The following is a 24315-nucleotide window of genomic DNA, read 5'->3' as shown; positions in this document are numbered from 1 at the left end:
CACCGCCCCTGCGCTGCCGGTCCCCGTGGGATGCAGCTCCAGAGAGGCGACTTTAGAAGACCGATTCGATGAAGCCCTTGAGTTTCTCGTCGATGGGTCCGTCGGACATGTCGAGCTCGATGCCGCGGCGGGCGAAGAACTCCACCGCCTCGGTCCCTGCCTGGGTGCAGCAGATGACCTTGCAATCCCGGAGCAACTCGGCGACGCCCTGCAGCGCCTTGCGGCTGCTCGTGTGCTCGCGGAATTGATTTTCCCGTTTCTCGACGTAGGAGATGCCGGAGAGGAAGACGTCGAAGACGAAGAACTGCTCCGCCGCCTGCAGTCCGTGGTTGATGTAGGCCCCTTCCATCGACGCGACGGCAACTCTCACCGCAGAACCTCGCGGACTGCTCGGGCGCTCTCGAGTGGGCGATGCAAAGGATAGCACGGGCACCGACGGAGCGCCAACGGGAGCGGCGTCGCGCGCGTCGCTGGGCCAGAAACCCCAACGGTGCGGGGCATGTTGCGCCGGCATCGAAGCCCGTGCATGATGCTGTCATGCGCGGACTGCGTGCTCCCATCCTCGGACTTCTCGGCGCGGCACCGGGACTCGGTGCGTCCCGACGCCTGCGGCTGCGGCAGGGACGCGCCGTCTTGGCGTGCATGGCCGCCTTGGGAACGGCGGTGCTGGCTTGCGAGGACACGCCTTCCACCCCCGCGTCCGGGCTCGTGCTCTCCGAACCCCTCAACCTGGACTGGCTCGGCGAAGATTCCGGCGTCCCCTTCGACTATCGCGGCGTCTTCCACGCCCGCGCCAACCTGCGGGCGCGCTGGAAGTTCCGAATCGAGGCCCGGCCCGCCGACCCGAACGATCCGCGCTGGCACGGCGAGGCCGACCCGCCGCTGTACACGACAGAGTTCCCCTCCCAGGACCGGATCCTCTTCACCTGGCGCATCACCGACGTCAACCCGAACCGCAACTACTTCGCCAGCGGCGACACCTGCACGGCCCGGGTCACCCTGGAGCCAGCACTCGCTCCCGGGGAGGAAGAGAAAGCGACGTTCACCTTCGTGATCGGTGGGTGAACGTTGCCGGCGGCAGAGGATCCCAACGCGGTGTCCGGTCACTTCGAGAGCAAAGCCTCCCTCACCCTCTGGCGTCCTCCGGGGTCGGAGCGCTGGCCTTGGCTCGAGACCTGGGTGACCACCCGCATCGGCGGCACGAGTCCGGCTCCCTACGCGACGCTCAACCTGGAAGCATCCACCGGCGATGCGGCAACCCACGTCGAAACCAACCGGGACCTGCTGCGGCAGGCCCTGCGGTTGGAAGGACTCCCCTCCTATCGGCTGCGGCAGGTGCATGGCGACCTCGTGCTGCGTGCCGGTGCCGATACCCCGCCCCAGGCCGATGGGCTGTGGACGGAGGTGCCGGGAGAAGTGCTGGTGGTGGGGGTGGCGGATTGCGTTCCCGTCTTCCTCTGGGATGCGCGCCATCGCCGGCTCGCCCTGGTCCACGCCGGCTGGCGCGGTACGGCGGCGGACATCGTCGTGCGCGGCATCGAGACGCTGCTCCAGGCCGGAGGAAACGCCGCCGATCTGCACGTCGCGTTGGGGCCAAGCATCGGCCCTTGTTGCTATGCCGTCGGTCCCGAAGTGACCGCGCGTCTCCCGGAGGCGCTCGTCGAACGGCCGGGGGCGCCACCGCACCTCGACCTGCGGCAAGCGAATCGTCGGCGTGCCCTCGCCCTCGGCGTGCCGGCGGCCCAAATCTTCGCCGCTCCCCCCTGCACCGGCTGCGACCCGGAGCACTTCTTCTCGCACCGGAAGCTCGGGCCGCGCACGGGGAGGCATTGGGCGCTGGCGTGGATGCGTTCCTGAGGAGGGGGCCGCCAAGGCCTACTCCATGGACACCTTCGCGTCCACGGCATCTCAGGCGTTGTTTTCCGGCGCGGATGGGCTCCGGCGTAGGACGAGGTAGAGCACCGGGCCGACGGGAAAGCCGAGGAGGAAGACGAGGAGCCCCCAGAGTGGCCCGCTCATGCCGCGCCGCCCGGCATCGACGGCACACCAGACGACCAGCAGCAACCAGGTGCCGCAGGCCACGATCACCGGTACCGCGATGAGCCAGTAGATAGCGGCGCCCGACTGGCCCGGCTCGAGCCAGCGGACGACGGTGAGGAGAGCGAAGAGCGCGCCGGCGAGGAGCAGCAGCCCGCCGTAGACAGCCACTGCAGCGATGGACCAGCGGCTTGCAGTCATCCCCTCGCACCTTCCTCGCGACCTTCGAGACGGCCGGCCGGAGCGGCCGGTATGCGGCCGGTTATACTGAGGTGATGGGCTCCGTTTCCACAGTTTCGTGGCACCGCCGACTGGCTGCCCTCCCCGTCGCCCTCCTGGCGCTCGCCGGCTGCGTCCGCCCGCCCGCGGACCCGTTGAGCGAGGGAGCGCGTGCCATCCAGCGTCAGAACATCATGGCCTACGGCCGCTACCTCTCGGCGGATGCGCGCGCCGGGCGCCAGCACGCTTCCCCGGAAGCCGACTCGGTGGTGAGCTACCTGCTGGACCGGCTGGAGGAGATGGGGATCAGCGGCGCGGTGCGCGCCCAGGCGCTGCGCGGCCCGCAGGCCGTGAGCTTCGTGCATGCATTCTCGGTCTTCCTGCACCGCATCGGGCCGGCGACGCGACTCGCCGTGTTCGATGGGCAGGCAAGCCACGAGGTTTGGCCCGGCCCGGACTTCCGGCCGCTGCTCTTCTCCAACGAGGCCGATGTTCTCGCCCGCTCGCTGCATCTCGAAACGCGAGCTGAGGATCTCGCCGGACCGGTGGCGGCGGCGGTGCGCGGTCGCGTGGTCTTCGTGCCCCCCGCTGCCCTGGCACGGCACGCCGGCGAACCGGCGGATGCGGCGTACTATCGGGCCTCCCAGCGGCTCTCCCAGTGCGGCGCCGCGGCCGCCGTCTTCACCGATGCCCCCGACTGGGAGCGCCTGCCTGTCGCCTCGTATCCATCCGAACTGCCGCCGGAGATGGCTTCTGGCGTCCGCTCTCCTCGGGGCATCCGTCTCAACCTCACCGCGAGCCGCTTGGGCGCGGCGTTGCAAGCGGCAGCCTGGCGGGTGGCCCCGGAACGCACCATCCCCGCCCTCGTGGTCCGACCGGGCGCCTTGCCGCTGCCGCCCGAGGGCGCGGAGACCCGGGTGCAGGTGCAGTTCCGTGCCGAGGTGTCCCTGGGGCAGAACCTGCTCGTCGGTTTCGGCGGCGCCGGTGTCGGCGAGGAGTGCATCCTCCTCGTGGCGCACTACGACCACAGCGGCGTCAACAGCGCCGGTGAGATCCTGAACGGCGGGGACGACAACGCCAGCGGCGTCGCCGCGCTGCTCGAAGTCGCCCGTGCCTTCGCCCAGGTGCACGACACCTTGAATCGCAGCGTGCTCCTCGCCTTCGTCTCCGCCGAGATGCAGGGCGGCCAAGGATTGGAAGCCTTGCTGCAGGATCTGCCGCTCCTCCTCGGGCACGTGCAGGTGCGAGCCTGCTTCGTGCTGGATGCGGTGGGGGGCAACGACCCGGATTACCTGGCGGTGCAGGGTGCCGACGAGTACGCCGATCTCCTGCGCTTGCTCGAACGCCACAATCGCCGCGCCACCTTGCTCGCCCCGGCGCTGCTCCTCGAACCGCGGCCGCGCTCGCGCCTACCGGAGCGCTTCGCCGCCTCCTGGCCTCATGCCGCCACGGGAGAATTGTTGCAACGTGCGGGCATCCCCAGCCTGCTCTTCAACGACGGCGTCGATCCGAACCTGTACGGCCAGCCGGAAGACGACTGGGAGGGTGTGGACGCGATGAAGGTGACGCGGGTGGCGCGCCTCCTCTTCGCCGCCGCCTGGGAGCTGGCATCGCCGCGGGGCAGCGCGGTGCTCGCTGGCGCGTCACAGCCGCACTGACAACCGTCACGAACCGCGGCGCACCACGAGTCGCATCGGTTTCTCCTAACCGACCAGGTGCGGTGAGATGAACGTCGCCCTGCGAGCGGCGACCCGCTTCTTTTCGCACCCCAGCTCATTTGCTCCGACGACCTGGACGAACCTCAAGGCGCTGTACCGGTGACCCGACGATCCCGAGGCGCGCCTCGAACCGCGCCGCCCCGTCGCCAGACCACTCGCGCCGGGCGACCGCCGATCGGGTGGCTCAAGGACTTGCCGCCGGGACGTACCAGTCTTCCATGTTGACGAAGGCACCGCGGGGATCGATGGCGAAGCCCTGCAGGCGCGGCCCGACCCCCACCAGGTTGTGCTCGTAGTACATCCAGGTGTAGGGATGATCGGCGACGATGAGCGCCTGGATGCGATGGGTGAGCGGCGCCACCACCTCGGGCGCCGGCGCCGTCGCCACCAAGGCATTGAGGCTGTCGACTTCGTGGTTGCAGTAATCGGTGAAGTTGCCCTTGCTGCCGCGGCTGCCGCAGCTCCACAAGTTCTCCACCGTGCCGCTCGGCGACAGGCCGGCGTTCCAACCGCCGAAATAGGCCTGGTACTGGCGGTCGGCGCGTTTCTTGAGCGCCGTCTGCATTTCCAGTCCCTCGACCCGCGCCTGCACACCGATGGCCTTCCAGTAGGCCTGCACCGGCACCGCCGCCTGCATGCGGAGCGCGTTGTCGCTGTTCGTGGTCAAGGTGAATTCGAACTTGCGGCCATCGCGCTCGAGCCAGCCGTCGCCGTCGGCGTCCTTCCAACCTTCGGCGGCGAGGAGACGCCGGGCGCCTTCCGGGTCGTAAGGCGTGGCCGGGAGCGCCGGATCATAAGCCCAGAGCATGGGCGGGAAGGGACCTTCGAAGATCTCGGCGTAACCGAAGCAGAGAGCCTCGATGATCTGCCGGCGATCGATAGCGCGGGTGAGAGCCTCGCGCACGGCGCGGCTCTGGAACAGGGGATCCGCCGGGTTGTAGCCGATGAAATCGTAGGAGCGGCCGCGCACAGCGAGGACGCGCACCCCGGTTTCCCCTTGCGTCGCAGCGCGCTGCAGTTCCGCCGCCTGGCGCGGCTCGAGACCGGTCATGTCGATGCTGCCGGCGCGGAGGCGCTCGGAGCGGAGCGACGCCTCCGGCACGATCTCGAATACCACTCGATCCAGCCACGGCCGGGGGGCACCGAAGTAGCGTTCGTTGCGCGCCAGGATGATCCGCTGCCCCGGCTCCCAACTCTCCAGCACGAAGGGGCCGCAGCCCACCGGCTGGCGGGCGAAGGGGTGCCGTCCCAACTCGGCGCGGGGCACTTGGCCGAGGAGGTGTTGCGGCAGCAGCCAGCCCTCCTTGGCGAAGCGAAACTGATCGTAGAAGACCGCATCGAAACGGAAGCGCACGGTGTGCGGATCGACGACCTCGCAGGCGGTGACATGCCGCTTCCACGCCCGCGTCGGCCAGCCGACCACGGAATCCCGCGCCACCTCGTGGGTGAAGGCCACGTCGGCGGCGGTGAGCGGCACGCCGTCGGACCAGACGACGTCGTCGCGCAGGTGCATGAGGAGCTCGTGGTGATCGGCGCTCCACTCCCAGGAGCGGGCGATGCTGGGACTGAAGGTGCCGAAGTCGGCGTTCGTCGTTGCCAGCATGCAGTAGAGAAAGGATTGCACGTCGGCGGCGACGGAGCTGTGCGTGGTGTAGGGCAGGAGCGATTCCGGTTCCTGCGCCAGCGCCACCACCACCGTGCCGCCGCGCACCGGCGCGCCCGCACCTCCCGGCGCCGGCGACTCGCCGCGCTGGCAGGCGCCGAACAGGAGGACGAGGAGCAGACAGCGGTGTCGCCTCGGCCGGTGGCAGCGCCACAGCCCCATCCTGATCGCCATGCAGGCTCCCCTCGGCTTGCCGCTCACGAGGACGGTGGCTGCACGTCAAAGCGCTCCGCCAAGCGCTGCAGCTCCTTCACCGGAATGTCGAGCTCCGCCGCCGCGGCGGCGAGTGCGCCGCCGTGCCGGCGCAGCGCGGCGCGGACTGCCGCTTCGGTGGCTTGCTCCAGGATCTCCGCCAGGTGCGGTGGCCGCCCCGACGCGTGGAGCTCGAGGTCCGCGGCATCGAGCGTGGTGCGCTCCCCCGGAGCTGCGGCACGGCGCAGGCAGTTCTCCAGCTCGCGCACGTTGCCAGGCCAGTCGTGCCGGCGCAGCAGGGCGTACGCCGCCTCGGTGCAGGCGAGCGGCCGCCCGTACTGCCGCGAGAGCTCGGCGAGAACGAAGCGAGCGATGTGGGTCACGTCGTCGCCTCGGGCGCGGAGCGGCGGCAGCTCCAGCTTCACCTCGTTGAGACGATAGTACAGGTCGGCGCGAAAAGCGCCCGCCGCCACCAGGGACGGCAGGTTCTGGTGCGTGGCGGCGATGACACGCACGTCCACCTTGTGCTCCCGCGTCGCCCCCAAGCGGTGCACGCAGTGGTCCTGCAGGACACGCAGGAGCTTCGCTTGCGCTCCCGGCGGCATTTCCGCGATCTCGTCGAGGAAGAGCGTGCCGCCCGCGGCGCTCTCGATGTAGCCCATCCGCGCCCGGTCCGCACCGGTGAAGACACCGCGCTCGTGGCCGAAGAGCTCGGATTCGAGCAGCGTCAAGGGGATGGCGCCGCAGTTGAGGGGGACGAAGGGGCCGCGGGTGCGAGTGCTCCGCCGGTGCAGGCTACGGGCCACGAGTTCCTTGCCCGTGCCGCTCTCGCCGAGAACGAGAACGGTGAGATCCGTGGGCGCCACCTTTTCGATCTGCGCGAACAGTGCGCGCATCGGCGGGGAGTTTCCGGCCATGTCGTCGAAAACGGGCGTGGGTTCCATGCCATCCTCGGAGAACCGGTGCGGCGCGGAGCCGGCATTCTAGGAAGCCCGTCGCAGGGACGTCAAGGCGACCGCCGCGGCTTCGACGACACTGTAGGCGCTGCATGTCGACGCCGAGGACACCGTAGCGCCCCGAAGGAGCCGTCGCGCTCCTGTGCGCCTGGAACTCGTCTTGCTGTCCGGCTTGCAGCAGCTAGAACGTCGCCCGCAGCCTCTCGCACCCATGCCCACCCGCGTCGCGCTCGGCATCCTCTTCCTCGCCGCCGCCACGGCTGCCATCCTCGTCGCCGCCATCGCCCGGCAAACACCGCCTCGGCTGCGCGCTCCGAGCCGCTTCCCCGCCTCCTTGTCGCCGGGGGACGTACCGGCCCTGTGGGTGTTCGTCCGCGCCGGGTGCCGACCCTGCCGCCGCCACGTCGATGCCCTGCAACGGGCGCTCGAGGCGTTGGCACCGGCGGCGCGTGAAACGGTCGCGGCGCGCTTGCATCTGGTCGGCGACCTTCCCCTCGCGACACCGGTGCACCGCCATGCGGCGGCGTGGCTGCACCGCCTCGACATCACCGCCACGCCGCTCACTTGGTGGGTCGGCGCGGACAGCAGCATCGTCCGCGCCTGGCTCGGGGCGCGGGACGAGACGAGCTGGCAACGGGCGCTCGCCTTCGCGGCTGGAGGGGCGCCGTGACTCGCTGTGCGCCCTTGCCCGTCGCCCTCGTTCTCTGGATCGTCGCGGAAGGAGCGCGCGCCGTGACGATCCCCGGCGCCGTGCCTTGGCTCCGAGACATCGCGGCCGCCGTCGTTGCCGGTCCGCGCGTCTGGCCCGCGCTCTTCGCCTGGGGTTCGCGGAGCCGTGGCCTCGACGGGATGCGCGGTGTGAAGCAAGAGAAGGCCGATGGCTGCGGCGCCGCGGCATTGCAATGGCTCCTCGGTGCTCACGATCGCGACGTGCCTCAGAACCTCCTGTGGAGTCTCACCCGTTTGCCCCAAGGCGGGACCTCGGCCCGCCGCCTGGCGCGGATCGGCACGCGCTTCGGCCTCGCTTGCCGCGTGCAGCGACTCGCGTCGGCGCCGGCACCGGCGCTGCTGCCCGCCATCGTGCACCTGCGGCGGGGGCACTTCGTCGTCCTGGAGCAGGTTCGCGGCGGGACCGCGCGCCTCTTCGATCCGGCTTGCGGGGGTGTGCTGGTGCGCTCCGCAGTGCTCGAACGGCAGATGTCGGGGATCATCATCACCTGTGCGCGACCGGAGCCGGAGACAGGGGTCGCGCGCGGCGGGCGGGGAGGCCGGTGATGCCGACCCTGCCTAGCCGAGTACGCCCGCTCCTCGACGTGGTCGTGGCGCCGCCGGCGGCGTTTGCCGCCGTGGAGGCCCGTCCCTCTCTCGGCGTTCCGCTCCTCGTCTGGGGCGGCAGCGCCGCGGCACTGCTCGTCCTGCAAGCCTCCCTCCTGGCGCCGGCGTTGCGTCTCGATCCTCTGTTCGCCGACCTGCCGGCGAACGCAGCGCCGTCGTCCTGGGTGTTGGGTCTCGTCATGGCGCTGCTCGCCCCCCTCGGCATCCTCCTGCGCGGCGTCGCCCTCGGCTCGGTGTTGCATGCCGTCGCCACCGTGGCCGGCGGCCGACTGCACTGGCGGCAGTGCCTATCCCTCGTGCTGCACCTGGAAGCGATCTTCCTCCTCGAATCGGCCTGTACCGTCCTCGTTCTCGGGCTGGATCGCCCGTCGAACTGGGAGGAGGTCCGTGCCGTGCACCTGCGCGCTGGCCTGGATCTCTTCTGGCAACCCCATTCCGCCGCCCTGGCGGCGGCAGCGGCCACGGTGAACGTCTTCACCTTGTGGTGGGGCGCGCTGTTGGCCTGCGGCTTGGCGCGTCTGGCCGCGTTGCCCTTGCGTCTCTCGCTGGCCCTGGTGACACCGCTGTGGGCGATCAGCGTGGCGCTCCGTCTCTTCCTTCACCCCCGATGATCCCCTCTCCCCTTGGAGGTTCGTCGTGCGTCCGCGTCTCGCTCTCGCCAGCCTCGCCACGGCCGGCGTGATTCTGGCGCAGCTCGCGCTGCTCGGTGCGTCTTCTCCTAGCGCTCTCGCCGAGGCCGTGGGTGGCAAGATGGAACACTGCGCTCTCGCCGTCGGCATGATCGCAGGCGGTATTCTCGGCCTCATCGCCAATCCGGTGCTCGGCGCCGCCGCCATCGGGGTGATGACCGCAGGCATCGTCTGGCTCACGTTCTGCGAGTGAGCCGGCGACGGCGGCGACGCCTGCTGGCCGTTCTCTCGCCGTCACCGTCCGTCGTCTCCGCTACCCTCGTGTTTTCTTCCCTGGAGGTGATTGCTCGTGCTGCGCCTGTGCTGCAGCCTCGGTTTGCTTTTCCTCGTCCTCGCGAGCGGGTTCCGCTCCGCGGCGGTCGGCCCGGCCGTTCTCGAACCCGGAGACGCCGGCGTCGAGCCTGCAACGGCTGCGCTCGCCGCCTGGGACCACGACCACACCTCGCCGGCGACCGACGCCACCGGCAGCGGCTGGTGGCAAGAGCGGAAGAAGCGCTTCCAAGAGCTCGCCTTGTGCGCCCTTTCGTCGGCCAACGTGACCTACCTGCTGCTCGCCGGTTTCTCCGGAGCCGGAGGGGCGATCAGCTTGGCCATCGCCACCGTCGGCGTGCTGGTCTGTTTGTGACGCGTGGACTGTCGCTTCGTGCCGCCCCGTTCCTCCCCCTCCCACCCCTCCGGTTCTCCTCCAGTGCCCCGGTTTCGCGCCTCCCGCGAGGAATGGCCATGCACAGCGAAATACGAATGGGTTGTGACCCGAGGCGGCTCGCTCGCGTCGCCCTCTTGACTCTGGCGCTCCTGCCGGCGTGGAGAGTGCCGGCAGCAGCGGCTCGCACGAGCGCGGCTGCGATGACGGCGCCCACCGTCACTGGACCCGCGGCGTTCACAGGCAGCCCGGGTAAGTCCGTGCACGAGTTCGCTTCTTGTTTTCTCTTGGTCTTAGGTCTCGGTGGAGTCTTGTTGGCCTTCGCTTCCGGTCTGTTCGCGCCGGTGCTGGGGCTGGTGCTGGTGGGCGCGGCCTGGGAGGTCTGCAGCTGAGCGGCGCGGGCGATCGTCGTCGATGTCGCTCATGATGTCGATCTCCTCGCGGATGTCCCGCGAGGCACGACGGAAGCGGCGCAGCGCGCGGCCCACGGATTCGCCGATCTCCGGCAGCCGGCGCGGCCCGAGGACGATGAGAGCCACCACCAGGATGAGGAGAAGCTCGGTGCCACCGATGTTGTTCATTCCAGGCTCCGCCCCTCGGACCCGCTCTCCGCCAGGGACTGCGTGCGCTCCAGCAGGTCGCGGCCGAGGATGACGGTGACGTCCACCAGGAGCGTCGGGTCACGCTGCAGGAGCGGCACTCCCGTCCCTAGTCGTTGAGCTACCATGCGGGCCACGTCCAAGTTCCCGCGGCGGAGAAGCACGAGCGTCTGCGGATAGTCCGAGGCGTCAGCGTTGCCCACCGCCACCACATCGAGGCCGCGATCCCGCAGCCGGTCGGTCACCACCCGCGCCAGGTCGGGGGCGCCGCTGCCGTTCAGCACCTGCACCTGGGCCGGCCGCGGCAGCTGGCGCAGCCCGCGGGCGGTGCGCAACGCCACCGAGGCACTCACCGCCAGCAGAAGGACGAGCGTGCCCCAGGTGAGCGGGCTCACCCGATGGTACCAGGGCGGGCGCGCCCGCTTGCCCCACTTCTTCACCGCGTCTCCTCCCGGGCGAAAGCGGTGCGCAAGCGCGTCCGGCTCGCCTCGAGGCTCTCCGGAAGCACCCGCATCTCCGCCACCGTGGTCATGAAGTTCGTGTCGCCGCTCCAGCGCGGCATGAGGTGCACGTGCAGGTGCCCGACCACACCGGCGCCCGCCGCGCGCCCCAGGTTGACCCCGACATTCAGGCCGTGCGGCTGGTAGGCGTGGCGCAAGGCCGCCTCGCACGCCGCCAAGGCACCGGGGAGCTCGGCCGCTTCCTCGGGCAGGAGGCCGGCGAAGCCCTCGTGATGCCGCACCAGCGCCAGCATCAGGTGCCCGTTGATGTAAGGATAAGCGTTCAGCACCGCATACCAGGTGCGCCAGCGCGCCAGCACGTTGGCCTCGTCCCTGGAGCCGCCAGCGCCATAGGCGCAGAGGAAGCAGGCTTGCTCCTCGCCGCCACCGGTTCCCTGCACGTACTGCGCCCGCCACGGCGCCCACAACCTACGCATCCTCGGTCCTCTGCGCCAGGATCCTCTCGGCATCGCGCAACTGGGACGGATCGTTGACGCCCAGGACCTCGCGGGGGTCGCGGCACCGATAGGCGCCGATGCGTTGGCCGGCGCCGCGGAGGATCGCCAGCGTGTCGGTGAGATAGTATTCCCGCTGGCTGTTGTCGGCACCCACTTTGTGCAGTGCCTCGAACAGCGCCTGGGAGGCGAAGATGTACAGACCGGAGTTGATCTCCCGTACCGCTCTTTCCGCGGCTGTGGCGTCCTTCTCCTCCACGATGCCGCAGAGGTCGCCGTCCGGGCCGCGCAGGATGCGTCCATAGCCCTGTGGATCATCCACCTCGGCAGTGAGCACCGTGGCCGCGGCGCCGCTTTTGTGATGGGCGCGCGCCAGCTCTCGCAGCGTCGCTGCGGTGAGGAGCGGGGTGTCGCCGCAGAGGACGAGCACGTCGCCGCCGTAGCCCTGGAAGTGCGGCTCCGCTTGCAGCACCGCGTGCCCCGTGCCGAGCTGCGGCATCTGCAGCGCCCAGAGTACCTCGCGCGAGGCGAAGGCCTGCTGCACCCGCTCCGCCTGGTGCCCGACCACAACGACCACGCGACGGACCCCGGCACCGGCCACCGCTTCCAGGACGTAGGCGAGGAGCGGCCTTCCCAGCGCCGCATGCAGCACCTTGGGCAGATCGGAGTGCATGCGCTTCCCCAACCCCGCGGCGAGCACGATGGCAGCGCATTCGTTCTTCCCCGCCGACCGCACGACCTCGTCGAGCCCTGCTTCGCGCACCATGCCGTCACGCACCTCCAGCACCAGATTGTCGAGCAAACGGGTGGCGCCGGCGAAGACGGCGAGCGCCAGCAGCGCCCGACCTTGAAGCCGCGGTAGGGGCTGCAAGGTCGCCGCGTCCACCAGATCCACATACTCGAGTCGAAGCTGCGCCCCCCGCTGCAGCACCGCGCGCACCTGCTGCAGCAGCGGCTCGCGCCCGCGTTCGCCGGCGCGGGCCAGCTCCAGCGCCGCCCGCAGCGCTGCCGGCAGGAGCAGTGCCTGCCGGCGTTCCTCCGCCTCGAGGTAGGCGTTGCGTGACGACAGCGCCAACCCGTCCGCATCGCGCACGATCGGGGCGATGCGGAGCTCCACATCGAAATCCAGATCCCGCACCAGACGCCGCAGCAAGACGGCCTGCTGCGCATCCTTCTGGCCGAAGACCGCGACATGGGGCTGCACGATGTGGAACAACTTGGCGACCACGGTGGCGACGCCGCGGAAGTGTCCGGGCCGGAAGGCGCCGCAGAGCCCGCTCTCGAGCGCCTCGACCCGCACGGTGGTGCTGCTGTCGGAGGCGTACATCTCGCTCGGTTCCGGGGCGAAGACAACATCGCAGCCGGCGGCCCTCAGCTTCGCCAGGTCGCCGTCCAGATCGCGGGGATAGCGCTGCAGGTCTTCCTGCGGGCCGAATTGGAGCGGGTTGACGAAGATCGAGACCACGACCCGGTCGCAACCGCGCCGGGCCTCCCCGAGCAGCGACAGGTGGCCGGCGTGCAACGCCCCCATGGTGGGCACGAAACCGAGCCGGAGGCCCTCGGCCCGCCAGCGCGACGCCGCTTCCTGCATGCGCCGCTTCTCCCGGATGAGCTCCACGTCCCCTCAGCCCCCGTAACTGTGCTCGCGGTCCGGGAAGCGGCCGAGGCGTACCTCGGAGACGAAGCGTTCCAGTGCTTCCCGCGCCATCCCCGCCAGGTCGGCGTAGCGGCGCACGAACTTGGGCACCATCCCGCCGGGTAATCCGAGCAGGTCGTGGAGCACCAGGACCTGACCATCGCAGTGCGGCCCGGCGCCGATGCCAATGGTGGGGATGCGGAGCGCCGCGGTGATCTGCGCCGCCACCGCCAGCGGGATGGCTTCGAGAACCAGGGAGAAGCAGCCCGAATCCTGCAAGCCCTGCGCCTCGTGCAACAGCTGCTCCGCCGCCCCGGCTTCGCGACCCTGCACGCGGTAACCGCCCAGTTGATGCACCGATTGCGGCGTGAGTCCGATGTGCCCCATCACCGGAATGCCGGCGCCGGCAATGGCCTCGATGGCGCGCCGGCAGCGCTCGCCGCCTTCCAGCTTCACCGCTTCGGCGCCGCCGCTCTGCACCAAGCGCCCGGCATTGCGCAGCGCCTCTTCCGGGCTCACCTGGTACGACATGAAGGGCATGTCGGCGACGAGCATGGCCGCCGGCCGCGCCCGCGCCACGGCCTGGGTGTGATGCAGCATGTGCTCCATGGTCACCGGCAGGGTGTTCTCGAAACCCAGCACCACCATGCCGAGACTGTCGCCGACGAGGAGCATGTCCACACCGGCGGCGTCGGCGAGCTTGGCGAAGGGATAGTCATAGGCGGTCACCATGACGATGCGCTCGGCGCGCTTCTTCATCTCCTGCAACGCCGCCCTGGTGACTTTGGGCCGCGCCGGTGTGCCGCTGCCGCCCGGCGTGGCCGTGCCGGCGCTGGGCGCCGGCTGGACCGGCTGCAGCGGTGGGGTCTTGGCTGGCATGCGTCACTTCTCCCAGGCAGGAGTGTAGTACCGGACGCCCTGGAAAGGTTCACCGATCCGGCGGCGCAGGATCTCGTAGTGCTCCGGATGGTGGACGAAATCCATCTCGTTCGTGTTCACCACGAGGAGCGGCGAATCGTCGTAGTGGAAGAAGAAGTGGTTGTAGGCATCGTTCAGCTCCTCGATGTAGGAGGGCGCGATGCCGCGCTCGTATTCCCGTCCGCGCCGGGCTATGCGCGCTAGCAACACCTCCACCGACGCCTGCAAGTAGACGACCATGTCCGGGACCGGCACGCGGGGCTCCAGCTCGGCCGCCAAGCGCTCGTACAACCGCAGTTCCTCGTCGTCCAAGTTGACGTTGGCGAAGATGCGGTCCTTGGCGAAGATGTAGTCGCTGATCACGGCGGCGCCGAAGAGATCCTGCTGGAAGAGTTCCTGCTGCTGCCGGAAGCGCGAGAGGAGAAAAAAGATCTGGGTCGGGAAGGCGTAGCGCTTCGGCTCGCTGTAGAAGCGCGGCAAGAAGGGGTTGTCGTCCACCACCTCGAGATGCAGGCGCCCGCCGCAGTCGCGAGCCAGCAGTCGGGCCAGACTGGTCTTGCCCGCGCCGATGACGCCCTCGATGGCGACATAGCGGAGCTCAGGCGGGAAGGGCGGCACGGGCTGCTCCAGGCAGAAGGCGGTGCGGCAAGACCTCGAGCGGTTGGCTCTGGCGTGCGGCGGCGAGGCAGGCCGGCAGCTCCGGCAGGGGCAGAAGCTCGAGAACGCCGAGCTCGGCCAGAGGTTCCAGGACGAAGCGCCGCGCCGCGAGACGCGGATGGGGCACGACGAGACGCGGGTGCCGGATGCTCCAGCCGCCGTAGAAGAGCACGTCCACGTCGAGGGGGCGCGGCAAACCGTGCGTGCCCGCGCGCCGGCCCGCTGCAGCCTCGAGCCGCTGCACGAAGTCCAAGAGCATGAGCGGCGCGAGCGCGGTCTCCGCCTCCACCACGGCGTTCCAGTATTCCGGCTGGGGTGTCCCGGGCCCGACGTAAGCTCCGGCATACAGGTGCGAAGCGCGCCGGACCGCCACCCCACCCTCCTGCAGCTGTTCGACGCCGCGCTGCAGCTGCCCAGCGCGATCCCCCAGGTTCGCTCCCAGACCCAGGTAGACGACCACCCCAGGGGCCCGCATACCAGCTCCAAGTGACCGAGATTGCAGGAGTTCCCGCGACCGCCCGCATTCCAGCTTGGGGCCCGCAGGAGGCAGTGTCAAGGACTCAGCGCTCTTCGAGCTGAACGCTCCAGACGGAAGGATAGAGGGTGCGCTTGACGCCGGCGTACACCGGATTGCCGAGGGGATAGACGTCGCCGTTGTCGAGCCAGCGCGCCACCGTGTAGTCACCCACGAAGACGATCTCCCGGCGGGTCGGATGCCAGCGCGGGAAGAGGTTGCGACCCGGGGGAAACTCGTACGGCGTTGCCCGGATCAGGCTCGCGGCGGCGACATCGTAGACGAAAAGGTAGACGCGGTTCTCCGAACTGCCCTGGAAGGCGAGGAGATTGCCGTCGGCGCGACAGACGCTGATGAAACGCAGGTCCCCCAGCTCCGAGTCGAGGGCCGCGAGGCTGATGGATTCGACCGCTTGGGGGTTGGCCACCGGGAGCTTGAAGATCTCATCCTTGCCGGCGGCGAGGAAGTAGATGAACTGACCATCCGGCGTCCAGTCGAAGCTGGTGATGCCGCCCTCGTTGGTGAGCTGACGCAGGTTCATCAAGGAGTCGCTCACCCCGTCACTGTCGAGATCGTGCAGGTCTCCCAACCAGAGGTTGGTCCCGTAGGCCACCAGCGGGTCGGGGCCGCGGTTGGCGGTGAAGGCGATGCGAGCCGGTTGCCCGACGGGCGCCACGGCGGTGGGATCCCAGCGCGGCTGCCGGTGCTGGTAGACGCGGAACCACTGGCTCCCCAGGCTGTCGAACTTGACATCCGAAGTGAGCACCCGAGCACGGAAGGGAATGCCGAGCGACGTCGGTCGTTTCACCACCCAGAGGTTGAAACCGATCTTCTCGTCGTTGGTCACCTCCAGCCGCTCGAGGAACTGTGGATCCATCTGCGAGGAGAACAGCAGTTCGTCCCGCCCCATCCCGGCCGGCGAGGGATCGGGCTCGCGCTCCTCGGCGGAGAGCGCTTGCAACCCGTCCACCGTGCCCCAAGGGCAGGGATTGCTGTTGCAGTTGGGGACCACGAAGAGCGACATCTCCGGCGTCGCCGGCGGCTGCTCCAGGCTGGCGTTCGCAAAGATGGACCACAGGCTCACGGCTTGCTTGCTCGGCGAGCCGACGAAGTAGATCTGGTCGCTCGCTCCGGTGGGGACGAACACCGGGTCGAGCTCGAGATCCAAGGGTGGGTCGCTGGGGTTGGTGATGATGGCGCGATCGTGCTTCATCCAGTTGATCTCGACCACGGCGAAGCGCTTGTGATAGGAGCTGTGCAGGCCGCCGCTCGTTCCCTCCACCGAGATGTCGTAGAAGCCGAGGGGAGTCAGCCCGTCGTTGAGGACCGAGACCGTGGCGCTCGTCGGGGTGAGTTCCACCGTTTTGGGCAGGATCGACCCCAGCCGTGGATCGAACTGCCAGGAGAAGGAAGCCACGGGCTCGCCGCCGCTGTAGAAAGCCGTCAGGTAGTAGAGCGACTCTTGCGGGTTCGGCAGGCCGCCAGCGAGCGAGGAGCCGCGGGCGATGACGTAGGGGCGGAGGAAGATATCGAAGACCTCGAGAGGTCCGCCGCCACCGCCGCCGTTGCCGCCATTCCCCCCGTCCGGGGGAGCGACGGTGTCCTCGCCGCAACCTGCCAGGAGCAGGAGCGCGCCGGCGAACAGGACGGCGGCATGCTTTCCTCGTCTCACGCTTTCGCTCCTTGGGCCAATTCCTGGGGCGATGGCCTCAGCGGTACAGGGACTTCACCAGGGTCCAGGTCGGCGGTTCGGGTTCGGTGCTCCCGACCGGCCCGGTGGTGAACACGGCGATGCCGAAATCGTAGTGGGGTCCGAGCCGCGGATCAGGCCGATACCAGTGCTCGCCGGCATCCTTGGTCATGAAGTCGCAATCCTGGTCGACGCTGTCGTCATCCATGCGGATGCCGAGGAAAACGCCTTCCGCCAGCTCCGGGAAGCGCAACACCACCCAGGCGTAGTCCCCGGGGCCGAGGACGGCCGGGACGAGACGGCCCTTGCTGTCGATGGCGTCGTCGAAGCTCACGCAGGTCATGACGTTTTCGTCGGGCGCGGTGACGATACCGACCGTACGCAGGTTGATCAGTGCATCGACGCGGGGGAAGACGATGTCGGGCCCCAAGATCATGGCCCCGGCGGCCTGGAAGGACGCGCCGGCCGGCCGGGCATGGAAGCCCATGCCGCGTAGACGCAAGCTGTCATTGCCCGTGTTCTGGAAGAGCTTGAGGAAGTAGTGCGTTTGGACGCTGCTCTCCTGCGAGTCGAAGAAGGAAGCCACGTTCAGGAAGGGGCCCGTGAGGGCTTGAAAGCATTCGTGCGCCGTGCCGAGCTCGGGGCAGCCCTGCAGGATCTCCGGCCCGCCCCGCGACCCCGGCAGCGCCTCGGGATGGCGCGGCGCCGGGAGCGCCTCGGGAAGGCGCGAGGCCGCCCGTACTGCCACCGTGCCGGTGAGGAACGGGAGGCAGAGGAAAAGGCACGTGAGGACTCTGGGGGGCCTTGGAGCTCCGAGCATGCCGTAAAATAGCGACTGCCCTGGGGGGCGTCAACCCCGCCTGGGCACATCGGTTCCGCCGGTGCAGGGATTTCGGCGCTGCAGCGGGCGGGCACGGCGGGGCCTGGCCCCGCCATGCCGCGTGCGCTGCCTGCGGCTTCAGAAACCGCCGTGGCCGTGGGGCGGCGCACCGCCGCCGCTCTCCTTCTCCTCCGGCTTTTCGGAGACCACCGCTTCGGTGGTGAGGAGGAGCGCGGCGATGCTCGCCGCGTTCTGCAGCGCCGAGCGCGTCACCTTGGTCGGGTCGACGACGCCGGCCTTGAGCAGGTCGCGGTACTCCAGGACGCCGGCATCGAAGCCGATCGGATCCTTCTCCTTGCGCAAGCGCTCGATGACGATGGAGCCTTCAACGCCGGCGTTGTTGGCGATCCAGCGCGCCGGCTCGGCCAGGGCCTTGTAGATGATCTCGGCGCCCAGCTTCTCCTCGCCGGTGAGCTCGAGCTTGTGGATCACCTCGCCCGCACGCAGCAAGGTCACGCCGCCCCCGGGCACGATGCCTTCCTCAACGGCCGCACGGGTGGCGTGCAGAGCATCTTCGACCCGGGCCTTCTTTTCCTTCATCTCCACCTCGGTCGCCGCACCGACCTGGATGACCGCGACGCCGCCGGCCAGCTTCGCCAGCCGCTCCTGCAGCTTCTCCTTGTCGTAGTCCGAGGTCGTGTCCTCGATCTGCTTGCGGATCTGCTGCACCCGTCCCTGGATGTCTGCGTGCTTGCCCGCGCCCTCGATGATCGTGGTGTTGTCCTTGTCCACGACGACGCGCTTCGCCATTCCGAGGTCGCTCAGCACGGTGTTCTCCAGCTTGAAGCCCGCTTCCTCGGAGATGACCCGGCCCCCGGTGAGGATGGCGATGTCCTCGAGCATGGCCTTGCGTCGGTCGCCGAAGCCCGGGGCCTTGACCGCGCAGGCGCTCAGGGTGCCGCGCAGCTTGTTGACCACCAACGTCGCCAGCGCCTCGCCCTCGAGGTCCTCGGCGATGATGAGCAAGGGCTTGCCGGTCTGCAGTGCTTTCTCCAGCACCGGCAGGAGATCCTTCATGGAGCCGATCTTCTTGTCGTGGATCAGGACGCGGCAGTCCTCCAGGACTCCCTCCATGCGCTCCGAATCGGTGACGAAGTACGGCGACAGGTAGCCCCGGTCGAACTGCATGCCCTCGACCACCTCGAGGCTGGTCTCCGTGCCTTTGGCTTCCTCGACGGTGATGACACCGTCGCGACCGACCTTCTCCATGGCATCGGCGATGAGTTTGCCGATCTCGCGGTCGTTGTTCGACGAGATGGTGGCCACATTGGCGATGCCTTCCCGGTCGTTGACTTCCTTGCTGCGGCGCTTGAGCTCCTCGACCACGGCGTCCACGGCCTTCTGGATGCCACGCTTGAGGTACATGGGGTTGGCGCCAGCGGTGACGTTCTTCAGGCCCTCGTGGATGATGGCCTGGGCCAGGATCGTCGCGGTCGTGGTGCCGTCGCCGGCGACGTCGCTCGTCTTCGTGGCCACTTCCTTCACCATCTGCGCGCCCATGTTCTGGAAGTGGTTCTCCAGCTCGATCTCCTTGGCGATGGTGACGCCGTCGTTGGTGATCGTGGGAGCGCCGAATTTCTTGTCCAGGATCACATTGCGGCCCCGGGGGCCGAGGGTGACCTTGACGACGTTGGCCAGGATGTCGACGCCCCGCCGCAGTTCTTCGCGGGCGGCGACGTCGAACGCAATCAGCTTCGGCATCGATGTGCCTTCCTTTCCTTGACTTCCCGAATGCTCGGGGTCCGCGCGGCGCGCCCGCCGCTGCTAGAGGACCGCGAGGATGTCGCTCTCGCGCATGATCAGGTAGGCTTCGCTGCCCACGTTGACTTCCGTGCCCGAGTACTTGCCGAAGAGAATGCGATCGCCCTGCTTCACTTCCACCGGCACTCGATCACCCTTGTCGCTCAGGCGCCCAGGGCCCACGGCGATGACCTCGCCCTCCTGCGGTTTTTCCTTCGCTGTGTCGGGGATGATGATCCCGCCACGCTTGACTTCCTGCTCCTCGAGAGCCCGAACCAGGACCCGGTCCGCCAACGGCCGGATGTTCATGGTGACCTCCTTTTCGCCGCCCCAGCTTGAGGGCAGACTACGGACGAAGACTGCTTAGCACTCGAACTGTACGACTGCTAAATCGAGCTCAATATAGCCGCCTGGCAGTCGCCTTGGCAAGGGGGCACCAGGTCTCCCGGCTGCATCCCGTCTATCATAGTAACTTATTAAAAGAGAATAGCTTACTGTTCTATCAGAGTCCGGTGTCCACTCCCCCTCTGGCACTCTCGTGCCGGGTTTGCCAGCAAACAGGAGCCTGCCGGCGGAGAGGGCAGCCGTTCTCAGGCCGAGCGTCGCGCCTGCAGGAGACGCAAGCCGAGGAAAAGGAGGTCGGGAACATGCAGCGCTTTCGAAAGCCACGGCGCGAAGACTTCTGCGGCGCCGCCGGTGAGCACGGTCTGAGACCGGCGACGCGCCGCCAGCGTCGCCGTGAGACCGCGCAGAGCCTGAGCGAGCCCGTGCTGCACGCCTGCTTGCAGCGCCGAGACGGTATCGACGCCGAAGAGCGGCACCGGCGCGCCGACGTGCACCAAGGGCAGCTGAGCGGTGTGGTGGTGCAGGGCTCGCGCCATCAAGGCACTCCCCGGCAGGATCAGACCGCCGACGAAGCGGCCGCGCTCGAGGATGTCGATGGTGACCGCGGTGCCGGCGTCGACGGCGATGCCATCGCGCAGGCCGAGGGCCATCAGTCCCGCCACGTTGGCCAGCCGATCGACACCGAGAGTCTGGGGCGTACGGATGCCGAGGCGGAAGGGCCACGGATCCCGCCAGCTGGCGCGATGCGGGCGGCGCCGCCAGGTGCGCCGCAAGATCGCTTCGACCGCGGCAGCCCGCGACGGAGCGACACTGGCCACCACGATGGGCACGGCAGCATGGGCCTCGCGCCGCGCCGCCGTGGCGGCAAGAGCGAACTGGCGCTTCCAGCCCGATGGCGTGCCGTCGTAGTCCACCCGCCAGCGGCAACGTTCTTCGCCATCGCACACCAGAAGCGCCTCCACCTTGCTGTTCCCCACGTCGACGGCGAGGAGATCCGTCGCCAAGCGGCGGGAAGTACGGCGGCGCTTCACTGGACGTGCACCTCACCGGCGGCAAAGGCGCGCCGGTCCCCATCGGGCAACTCCACTTCCAGAAGGCCCGCGGGGGTGATGCCGCGGGCCCGGCCGCGGCAGCTTTCGGCGCCGCGTTGCACTTCCACCTCGAGTCCTTGCAAGGCGTCGAGGGTTTCCCAAGCCTGCAACAGCGCCGTCCAGCTGCCCGCTTGCCAATCGCCGCAACGCCGCTCCATGCCGGCGAGCACGGCCGCCAACAGCTCTTCGCGCGCGACCACGGCCCGGCGGAGCGAGTCGCGTCCCTCCGCCGCCCCACCGTGGGGCTCGAGCACTCCCGCGGACACGCGGTCGGGCTGCAGTGATGCCGCCCCCAGCAGACCGCGAGCCGTGAAGAAATCCACGCCGACGCGCACGTTGAGACCGCACCCCACCACCACCGTCGAGGTGAACTCCGCCCGCGTTTCGAGCAGGAGGCCGCCGACTTTGGCCAGCGCGACCGCGGACGCAGGGTCACTGCGGGCGAGCACGAGGTCGTTCGGCCAGGAGAGACGCACCTCCACACCGCTCGCTTGCCGCAGCCCTTCAGCGACGCCGAGGGCGAGAGCCAGTGGCAAGAGCTGCGGGCGCGGGCTGTCGCGTAGCGGCGCGTGCAGGAGGAGGGAAAACAGCAGGCCCGCGTGCGCCGGACAGTCCCAGGTGCGGCCCTGCCGGCCGCGCCCCGTGCCTTGCTCCTCGGCGAGGACCAGGCTGCCGGCCGCAGCGCCTGCTGCCACCCTCTCCCAGGCGCGCTCGTTGGTCGAGCCGAGACGCTCCCAGACCTCGAGGGCATGGCCGAAGTCGCCGCGCTGCAAAGCGGCGAAACGGGCCGGATCGAAGTGCTGGGCGGCGCACTCGAGGCGCTGCCTCCCGGCGCCAGCCGTCACCAGCCGATGCTCGCGCGCCGCGAGCAGCCGCAACGCTTCTCCCTGCACCGCCGTGGTGACGAGACCGGCAGGTGCGGCGACGAGCGCGGCCAGCAGCGTCTCCGGTGCCGCCAGGTTCATGCTCCCGCTCCGGCGGGCTCGACGAGGAGCGAGAGATCCAGCGCCGGGGCGCTGTGGGTGAGTGCGCCGACCGAGAGGTACTGCACCCCCGGCAGGGCGTAGTCGCGAATGTTGTCGAGGCCGAGGTTGCCGGAGACTTCGATCTCCGGAGGCGGGGGGCCGCCGCGAGCCCGCAACGCCTCCTGCACCTGCGCCGGTGTCCAGTGATCGAGCAGCACCCGTTCGACGCCGAGCTCCATGCAAGCGCGGAACTCGTCCAGCTGGCGCACCTCCACCTCGACCGGCCGGCCTGCCGCGGCATGCAACACCTGCCGCACCGCTTGCCGCAGCGACCCCGCGGCGGCGATGTGATTCTCCTTCACCAGCAGCATGGCATCGAGACTGCTGCGGTGATTGACCGCGCCGCCGCAGCGCACCGCGTACTTTTCCAGGGCGCGGAGGCCCGGTGTCGTCTTGCGCGTGTCCGTCACCGCGACCCCGGTACCGGCGACGGCGTGGACGAAGCGGGCCGTCAAGGTGGCGATGCCGGAGAGGCGCTGCACGAAGTTGAGCGCCACGCGCTCGCCGGTGAGCAGGGCCCGCGCCGGTCCTTGCAGCTCCCAGACCAGGTCGCCGGCAGCGACGGTGCTGCCGTCTTCCTTGCCCCGCAGGGTGCAATCGGCGGCGAGGCTCTCGAACACCGCCGCGAACACCGCGCGCCCGGCGAGCATGCCGGATTCCTTCGCCACCACCCGCGCCTGGGCGCGGGCCGTGGCCGGGACGGTGGCGAGGGTGGTGGCGTCGCCGCGGCCCACGTCCTCCTCGAGAGCAGCGCGCACCAGCCGGCGCAGCGCTTCGGCATCGAGCATCACGGCCCTCCACCCCCTGGCGCTAGCGGCGCGTGCGGATTTCGCGGATGCGATCGCGCAGGCTGGCGGCATTCTCGAAGCGCAGCGCCCGGGCCTCGCGCCGCATCTCCGCCTCGAGCCGGGCCACGAGCTCCTCCGGGGAGGCGTGTACCAGCTCCAGATCTTTCTCCGGTTCGGGCTCCGGCTCTTCGGCGGCGCCACGGGCATCGGCGGCCTGGGTCGCTCCCAGGATGTCGTCGACGGATTTGACGATGGAGCGCGGGGTGATGCCGTGGACGCGGTTGTATTCCTCCTGCAGCTGCCGCCGCCTCTGGGTCTCGTCCATCGCCCGCTGCATGGAGCCCGTCACCGTTTCCGCGTACATGATGACCCGGCCGTCCACGTTGCGTGCCGCCCTCCCCACGGTCTGGATCAACGTCGTCTCGGAGCGCAGGAAGCCTTCCTTGTCAGCGTCGAGGATGGCGACCAGAGCCACCTCCGGCAGATCCAACCCTTCGCGCAGCAGATTGATCCCCACGAGCACGTCGAAGCGCCCGAGGCGCAGATCGCGCAGGATCTCCACCCGCTCCAGCGCCTCGATGTCGGAGTGCAGATAACGCACCCGCAGGCCGAGGTCGAGCATGTAGGCGGTGAGATCTTCCGCCATGCGCTTGGTGAGGGTCGTCACCAGGACGCGCTGTCCGGCGGCCACGGTCTTGCGGCATTCCTCCAAGAGATCGTCCACCTGTCCCTGCGCCGGCCGCAGCAGGATCTCCGGATCCATGAGCCCGGTGGGGCGGATGATCTGCTCGACGATAACCCCGCCGGAGCGGCGCAGCTCGTACTCCCCCGGCGTCGCCGACACGTACAGCATCCGCGGGCACAGGCGTTCGAACTCGTCGAAGCGCAGCGGCCGGTTGTCCAGCGCGCTGGGGAGGCGGAAGCCGTGCTCCACCAAGGTGAGCTTACGCGAGCGGTCGGCGTTGTACATGCCCTCGACCTGCGGCAGGGTGACGTGCGATTCGTCCACGATGACGAGGTAATCCTCGGGAAAGTAGTCCAGCAGACAAGCTGGGCGCTCCCCCGACCGGCGGCCGGCGAGGTAGCGCGAGTAGTTCTCGATCCCCGAGGTGGTGCCCATCTCCTGCATCATCTCCAAGTCGAAGCGTGTGCGCGACTCCAGCCGCTGCGCCTCCAGGAGCTTGCCGGCGCGCTCGAACTCCTGCAGGCGGCCCTCCAGGTCGCGCTCGATCTCGGTGCGCGCCAGCGCCAGCTTCTGCTCCGGGGTGACGTAATGCCGCGCCGGGTAGATGATCGCATCCGGCACCGAAGCCAGGTTCCGCCCGGTGAGCAACTCCACCTGGCGGATGGCCTCGATGGTGTCGCCGAAGAGCTCGATGCGCAGCACTTGCTCTTCGTAGGCCGGCACGATCTCCACCACGTCGCCCCGCACCCGGAAGTTGCCCCGGGCGAGCTCGTAATCGTTGCGCGAGTACTGGATGCGCACCAGGCGGCGCAGCAAGTCCTCGCGCTGGATCTCCTGGCCCACGGCGAGGCGCACCGACAGCTCCTGGAAGTCGGTGGGCGAGCCGAGGCCGTAGATGCAAGAGACGCTGGCCACGACGACCACGTCGGGCCGGGACAAGAGCGAGCCCGTGGCGTGCAGGCGCAGGCGCTCGATGTCGTCGTTGATGGAGGCATCTTTCTCGATGTAGGTGTTCGTCGCCGGGACGAAGGCCTCGGGCTGGTAGTAGTCGTAGTAGCTGATGAAGTACTCCACCGCGTGGCGCGGGAAGAAGCCGCGGAACTCGCCGTACAGCTGTGCCGCCAGGGTCTTGTTGTGGGAAATCACCAGGGTCGGCAGCTCGAGCTGGGCGATCACGTTGGCCATGGTGAAGGTCTTGCCCGAACCGGTGACCCCGAGGAGGGTCTGATAGCGCTCGCCGGCGCGTAGGCCGTCGACGAGCGCGGCGATGGCCTGCGGCTGATCCCCGGTGGGCGTGTACGGAGCGGCGAGTTCGAAGCGCGGCATGCGCGGATTCTACT

At 69.2% G+C, this 24315-nt stretch carries 27 protein-coding genes; 8 read left to right on the top strand and 19 right to left on the bottom strand.

Annotated features, from left to right (window positions below; genetic code table 11):
* Positions 1 to 52: 52 nt before the first annotated feature.
* Entirely contained in the window at positions 53 to 370 is a 318-nt protein-coding gene (locus VFE28_14240) for a NifB/NifX family molybdenum-iron cluster-binding protein (protein HZM17157.1), read from the bottom strand.
* Between the two features lie 167 nt (positions 371 to 537).
* Here VFE28_14240 and VFE28_14235 point away from each other — a divergent pair, with 167 nt between their 5' ends.
* Positions 538 to 1065: a hypothetical protein gene (locus tag VFE28_14235; GenBank protein ID HZM17156.1), complete on the top strand. Its 528-nt coding sequence runs from the start codon at positions 538 to 540 to the stop codon at positions 1063 to 1065.
* A 3-nt stretch (positions 1066 to 1068) separates the two neighbouring features.
* Complete coding sequence (gene pgeF / locus VFE28_14230; protein HZM17155.1) at positions 1069 to 1857, top strand: peptidoglycan editing factor PgeF; 789 nt, start codon at positions 1069 to 1071, stop codon at positions 1855 to 1857.
* A gap of 51 nt (positions 1858 to 1908) precedes the next feature.
* On the opposite strand, the gene VFE28_14225 is transcribed toward pgeF, so the two are convergent.
* Positions 1909 to 2238 carry a hypothetical protein gene (locus VFE28_14225; protein HZM17154.1) on the bottom strand — a complete coding sequence of 110 codons (330 nt, stop codon included), beginning with the start codon at positions 2236 to 2238 and terminating at the stop codon, positions 1909 to 1911.
* Positions 2239 to 2411: 173 nt separating this feature from the next.
* Here VFE28_14225 and VFE28_14220 point away from each other — a divergent pair, with 173 nt between their 5' ends.
* Positions 2412 to 3914, top strand: a complete 1503-nt coding sequence (locus VFE28_14220) for a M28 family peptidase (protein HZM17153.1) — start codon at positions 2412 to 2414, stop codon at positions 3912 to 3914.
* Positions 3915 to 4158: 244 nt separating this feature from the next.
* Here the strand turns inward: VFE28_14220 and VFE28_14215 are convergent, their stop codons facing one another.
* Positions 4159 to 5811 carry an ABC transporter substrate-binding protein gene (locus VFE28_14215; GenBank protein ID HZM17152.1) on the bottom strand — a complete coding sequence of 551 codons (1653 nt, stop codon included), beginning with the start codon at positions 5809 to 5811 and terminating at the stop codon, positions 4159 to 4161.
* Between the two features lie 23 nt (positions 5812 to 5834).
* On the bottom strand, positions 5835 to 6773 hold the full coding sequence (locus tag VFE28_14210; protein HZM17151.1) for a sigma-54 dependent transcriptional regulator: 939 nt from the start codon (positions 6771 to 6773) through the stop codon (positions 5835 to 5837).
* A 154-nt stretch (positions 6774 to 6927) separates the two neighbouring features.
* On the opposite strand from VFE28_14210, the gene VFE28_14205 reads away from it, so the two are divergent.
* From VFE28_14205 to VFE28_14185, 5 genes are all read left to right on the top strand, one after another.
* Positions 6928 to 7455 (top strand): hypothetical protein, encoded by a 528-nt coding sequence (locus tag VFE28_14205; GenBank protein HZM17150.1) that lies wholly within the window; start codon positions 6928 to 6930, stop codon positions 7453 to 7455.
* Positions 7452 to 8060 carry a cysteine peptidase family C39 domain-containing protein gene (locus tag VFE28_14200; protein HZM17149.1) on the top strand — a complete coding sequence of 203 codons (609 nt, stop codon included), beginning with the start codon at positions 7452 to 7454 and terminating at the stop codon, positions 8058 to 8060. Before VFE28_14205 ends, VFE28_14200 begins: the two co-directional genes overlap by 4 nt.
* Complete coding sequence (locus VFE28_14195) at positions 8060 to 8731, top strand: hypothetical protein (GenBank protein HZM17148.1); 672 nt, start codon at positions 8060 to 8062, stop codon at positions 8729 to 8731. Before VFE28_14200 ends, VFE28_14195 begins: the two co-directional genes overlap by 1 nt.
* 25 nt (positions 8732 to 8756) lie before the next feature.
* A complete protein-coding gene (locus tag VFE28_14190) occupies positions 8757 to 9002 on the top strand; it encodes a hypothetical protein (protein HZM17147.1) in 246 nt (81 codons plus the stop codon).
* 96 nt (positions 9003 to 9098) lie between these two features.
* The gene (locus VFE28_14185) at positions 9099 to 9434 is read left to right on the top strand and encodes a hypothetical protein (protein ID HZM17146.1); all 336 of its coding nucleotides are present in this window, start codon (positions 9099 to 9101) and stop codon (positions 9432 to 9434) included.
* Positions 9435 to 9745: 311 nt separating this feature from the next.
* Here the strand turns inward: VFE28_14185 and tatB are convergent, their stop codons facing one another.
* The 15 genes from tatB to uvrB all read right to left on the bottom strand — a co-directional run bounded on the left by tatB (position 9746) and on the right by uvrB (position 24301).
* Positions 9746 to 10033: a Sec-independent protein translocase protein TatB gene (gene tatB / locus VFE28_14180; GenBank protein ID HZM17145.1), complete on the bottom strand. Its 288-nt coding sequence runs from the start codon at positions 10031 to 10033 to the stop codon at positions 9746 to 9748.
* Complete coding sequence (locus VFE28_14175) at positions 10030 to 10491, bottom strand: LytR C-terminal domain-containing protein (protein HZM17144.1); 462 nt, start codon at positions 10489 to 10491, stop codon at positions 10030 to 10032. Before VFE28_14175 ends, tatB begins: the two co-directional genes overlap by 4 nt.
* Positions 10488 to 10988, bottom strand: a complete 501-nt coding sequence (locus VFE28_14170; GenBank protein HZM17143.1) for an HIT domain-containing protein — start codon at positions 10986 to 10988, stop codon at positions 10488 to 10490. Before VFE28_14170 ends, VFE28_14175 begins: the two co-directional genes overlap by 4 nt.
* Positions 10981 to 12624 carry a pantoate--beta-alanine ligase gene (gene panC / locus VFE28_14165; GenBank protein ID HZM17142.1) on the bottom strand — a complete coding sequence of 548 codons (1644 nt, stop codon included), beginning with the start codon at positions 12622 to 12624 and terminating at the stop codon, positions 10981 to 10983. The genes VFE28_14170 and panC overlap by 8 nt, the downstream gene beginning before the upstream one ends.
* A 6-nt stretch (positions 12625 to 12630) precedes the next feature.
* The gene (gene panB, locus VFE28_14160) at positions 12631 to 13521 is read right to left on the bottom strand and encodes a 3-methyl-2-oxobutanoate hydroxymethyltransferase (protein ID HZM17141.1); all 891 of its coding nucleotides are present in this window, start codon (positions 13519 to 13521) and stop codon (positions 12631 to 12633) included.
* 3 nt (positions 13522 to 13524) lie between these two features.
* The gene (locus VFE28_14155; protein ID HZM17140.1) at positions 13525 to 14178 is read right to left on the bottom strand and encodes a deoxynucleoside kinase; all 654 of its coding nucleotides are present in this window, start codon (positions 14176 to 14178) and stop codon (positions 13525 to 13527) included.
* Positions 14159 to 14692 (bottom strand): 2-amino-4-hydroxy-6-hydroxymethyldihydropteridine diphosphokinase, encoded by a 534-nt coding sequence (folK, locus tag VFE28_14150; protein HZM17139.1) that lies wholly within the window; start codon positions 14690 to 14692, stop codon positions 14159 to 14161. Before folK ends, VFE28_14155 begins: the two co-directional genes overlap by 20 nt.
* 85 nt (positions 14693 to 14777) lie before the next feature.
* Positions 14778 to 16403 (bottom strand): hypothetical protein, encoded by a 1626-nt coding sequence (locus VFE28_14145; protein HZM17138.1) that lies wholly within the window; start codon positions 16401 to 16403, stop codon positions 14778 to 14780.
* 37 nt (positions 16404 to 16440) lie between these two features.
* Positions 16441 to 17169, bottom strand: a complete 729-nt coding sequence (locus VFE28_14140) for a hypothetical protein (protein ID HZM17137.1) — start codon at positions 17167 to 17169, stop codon at positions 16441 to 16443.
* Between the two features lie 210 nt (positions 17170 to 17379).
* Positions 17380 to 19002: a chaperonin GroEL gene (gene groL / locus VFE28_14135; GenBank protein ID HZM17136.1), complete on the bottom strand. Its 1623-nt coding sequence runs from the start codon at positions 19000 to 19002 to the stop codon at positions 17380 to 17382.
* A gap of 63 nt (positions 19003 to 19065) precedes the next feature.
* Positions 19066 to 19350 (bottom strand): co-chaperone GroES, encoded by a 285-nt coding sequence (gene groES, locus VFE28_14130; GenBank protein HZM17135.1) that lies wholly within the window; start codon positions 19348 to 19350, stop codon positions 19066 to 19068.
* A gap of 281 nt (positions 19351 to 19631) precedes the next feature.
* A complete protein-coding gene (locus tag VFE28_14125) occupies positions 19632 to 20417 on the bottom strand; it encodes a type III pantothenate kinase (GenBank protein HZM17134.1) in 786 nt (261 codons plus the stop codon).
* Positions 20414 to 21442, bottom strand: a complete 1029-nt coding sequence (locus VFE28_14120) for a biotin--[acetyl-CoA-carboxylase] ligase (protein ID HZM17133.1) — start codon at positions 21440 to 21442, stop codon at positions 20414 to 20416. Before VFE28_14120 ends, VFE28_14125 begins: the two co-directional genes overlap by 4 nt.
* The gene (gene nadC, locus VFE28_14115; protein HZM17132.1) at positions 21439 to 22290 is read right to left on the bottom strand and encodes a carboxylating nicotinate-nucleotide diphosphorylase; all 852 of its coding nucleotides are present in this window, start codon (positions 22288 to 22290) and stop codon (positions 21439 to 21441) included. The genes VFE28_14120 and nadC overlap by 4 nt, the downstream gene beginning before the upstream one ends.
* Positions 22291 to 22312: 22 nt before the next feature.
* On the bottom strand, positions 22313 to 24301 hold the full coding sequence (gene uvrB / locus VFE28_14110) for an excinuclease ABC subunit UvrB (GenBank protein HZM17131.1): 1989 nt from the start codon (positions 24299 to 24301) through the stop codon (positions 22313 to 22315).
* Positions 24302 to 24315 lie beyond the last annotated feature (14 nt).

Source organism: Candidatus Krumholzibacteriia bacterium, from assembly GCA_035649275.1.
Taxonomy (GTDB): domain Bacteria; phylum Krumholzibacteriota; class Krumholzibacteriia.
The sequence above is the reverse complement of the archived record's forward strand: the minus strand, read 5'-3'. Positions and strand labels throughout refer to the sequence as shown.

What these genes read in the sequence shown, in the direction of transcription:
- VFE28_14235 (HZM17156.1), top strand. Translation starts at nt 538, where the DNA reads ATGCGCGGACTGCGTGCTCCCATCCTCGGACTTCTCGGCGCGGCACCG.
- VFE28_14225 (HZM17154.1), bottom strand. Translation starts at nt 2,238, where the DNA reads ATGACTGCAAGCCGCTGGTCCATCGCTGCAGTGGCTGTCTACGGCGGG.
- VFE28_14215 (HZM17152.1), bottom strand. Translation starts at nt 5,811, where the DNA reads ATGGCGATCAGGATGGGGCTGTGGCGCTGCCACCGGCCGAGGCGACAC.
- VFE28_14210 (HZM17151.1), bottom strand. Translation starts at nt 6,773, where the DNA reads ATGGAACCCACGCCCGTTTTCGACGACATGGCCGGAAACTCCCCGCCG.
- VFE28_14195 (HZM17148.1), top strand. Translation starts at nt 8,060, where the DNA reads ATGCCGACCCTGCCTAGCCGAGTACGCCCGCTCCTCGACGTGGTCGTG.
- tatB (HZM17145.1), bottom strand. Translation starts at nt 10,033, where the DNA reads ATGAACAACATCGGTGGCACCGAGCTTCTCCTCATCCTGGTGGTGGCT.
- VFE28_14170 (HZM17143.1), bottom strand. Translation starts at nt 10,988, where the DNA reads ATGCGTAGGTTGTGGGCGCCGTGGCGGGCGCAGTACGTGCAGGGAACC.
- panB (HZM17141.1), bottom strand. Translation starts at nt 13,521, where the DNA reads ATGCCAGCCAAGACCCCACCGCTGCAGCCGGTCCAGCCGGCGCCCAGC.
- folK (HZM17139.1), bottom strand. Translation starts at nt 14,692, where the DNA reads ATGCGGGCCCCTGGGGTGGTCGTCTACCTGGGTCTGGGAGCGAACCTG.
- groL (HZM17136.1), bottom strand. Translation starts at nt 19,002, where the DNA reads ATGCCGAAGCTGATTGCGTTCGACGTCGCCGCCCGCGAAGAACTGCGG.
- groES (HZM17135.1), bottom strand. Translation starts at nt 19,350, where the DNA reads ATGAACATCCGGCCGTTGGCGGACCGGGTCCTGGTTCGGGCTCTCGAG.
- VFE28_14120 (HZM17133.1), bottom strand. Translation starts at nt 21,442, where the DNA reads ATGAACCTGGCGGCACCGGAGACGCTGCTGGCCGCGCTCGTCGCCGCA.
- nadC (HZM17132.1), bottom strand. Translation starts at nt 22,290, where the DNA reads ATGCTCGATGCCGAAGCGCTGCGCCGGCTGGTGCGCGCTGCTCTCGAG.
- uvrB (HZM17131.1), bottom strand. Translation starts at nt 24,301, where the DNA reads ATGCCGCGCTTCGAACTCGCCGCTCCGTACACGCCCACCGGGGATCAG.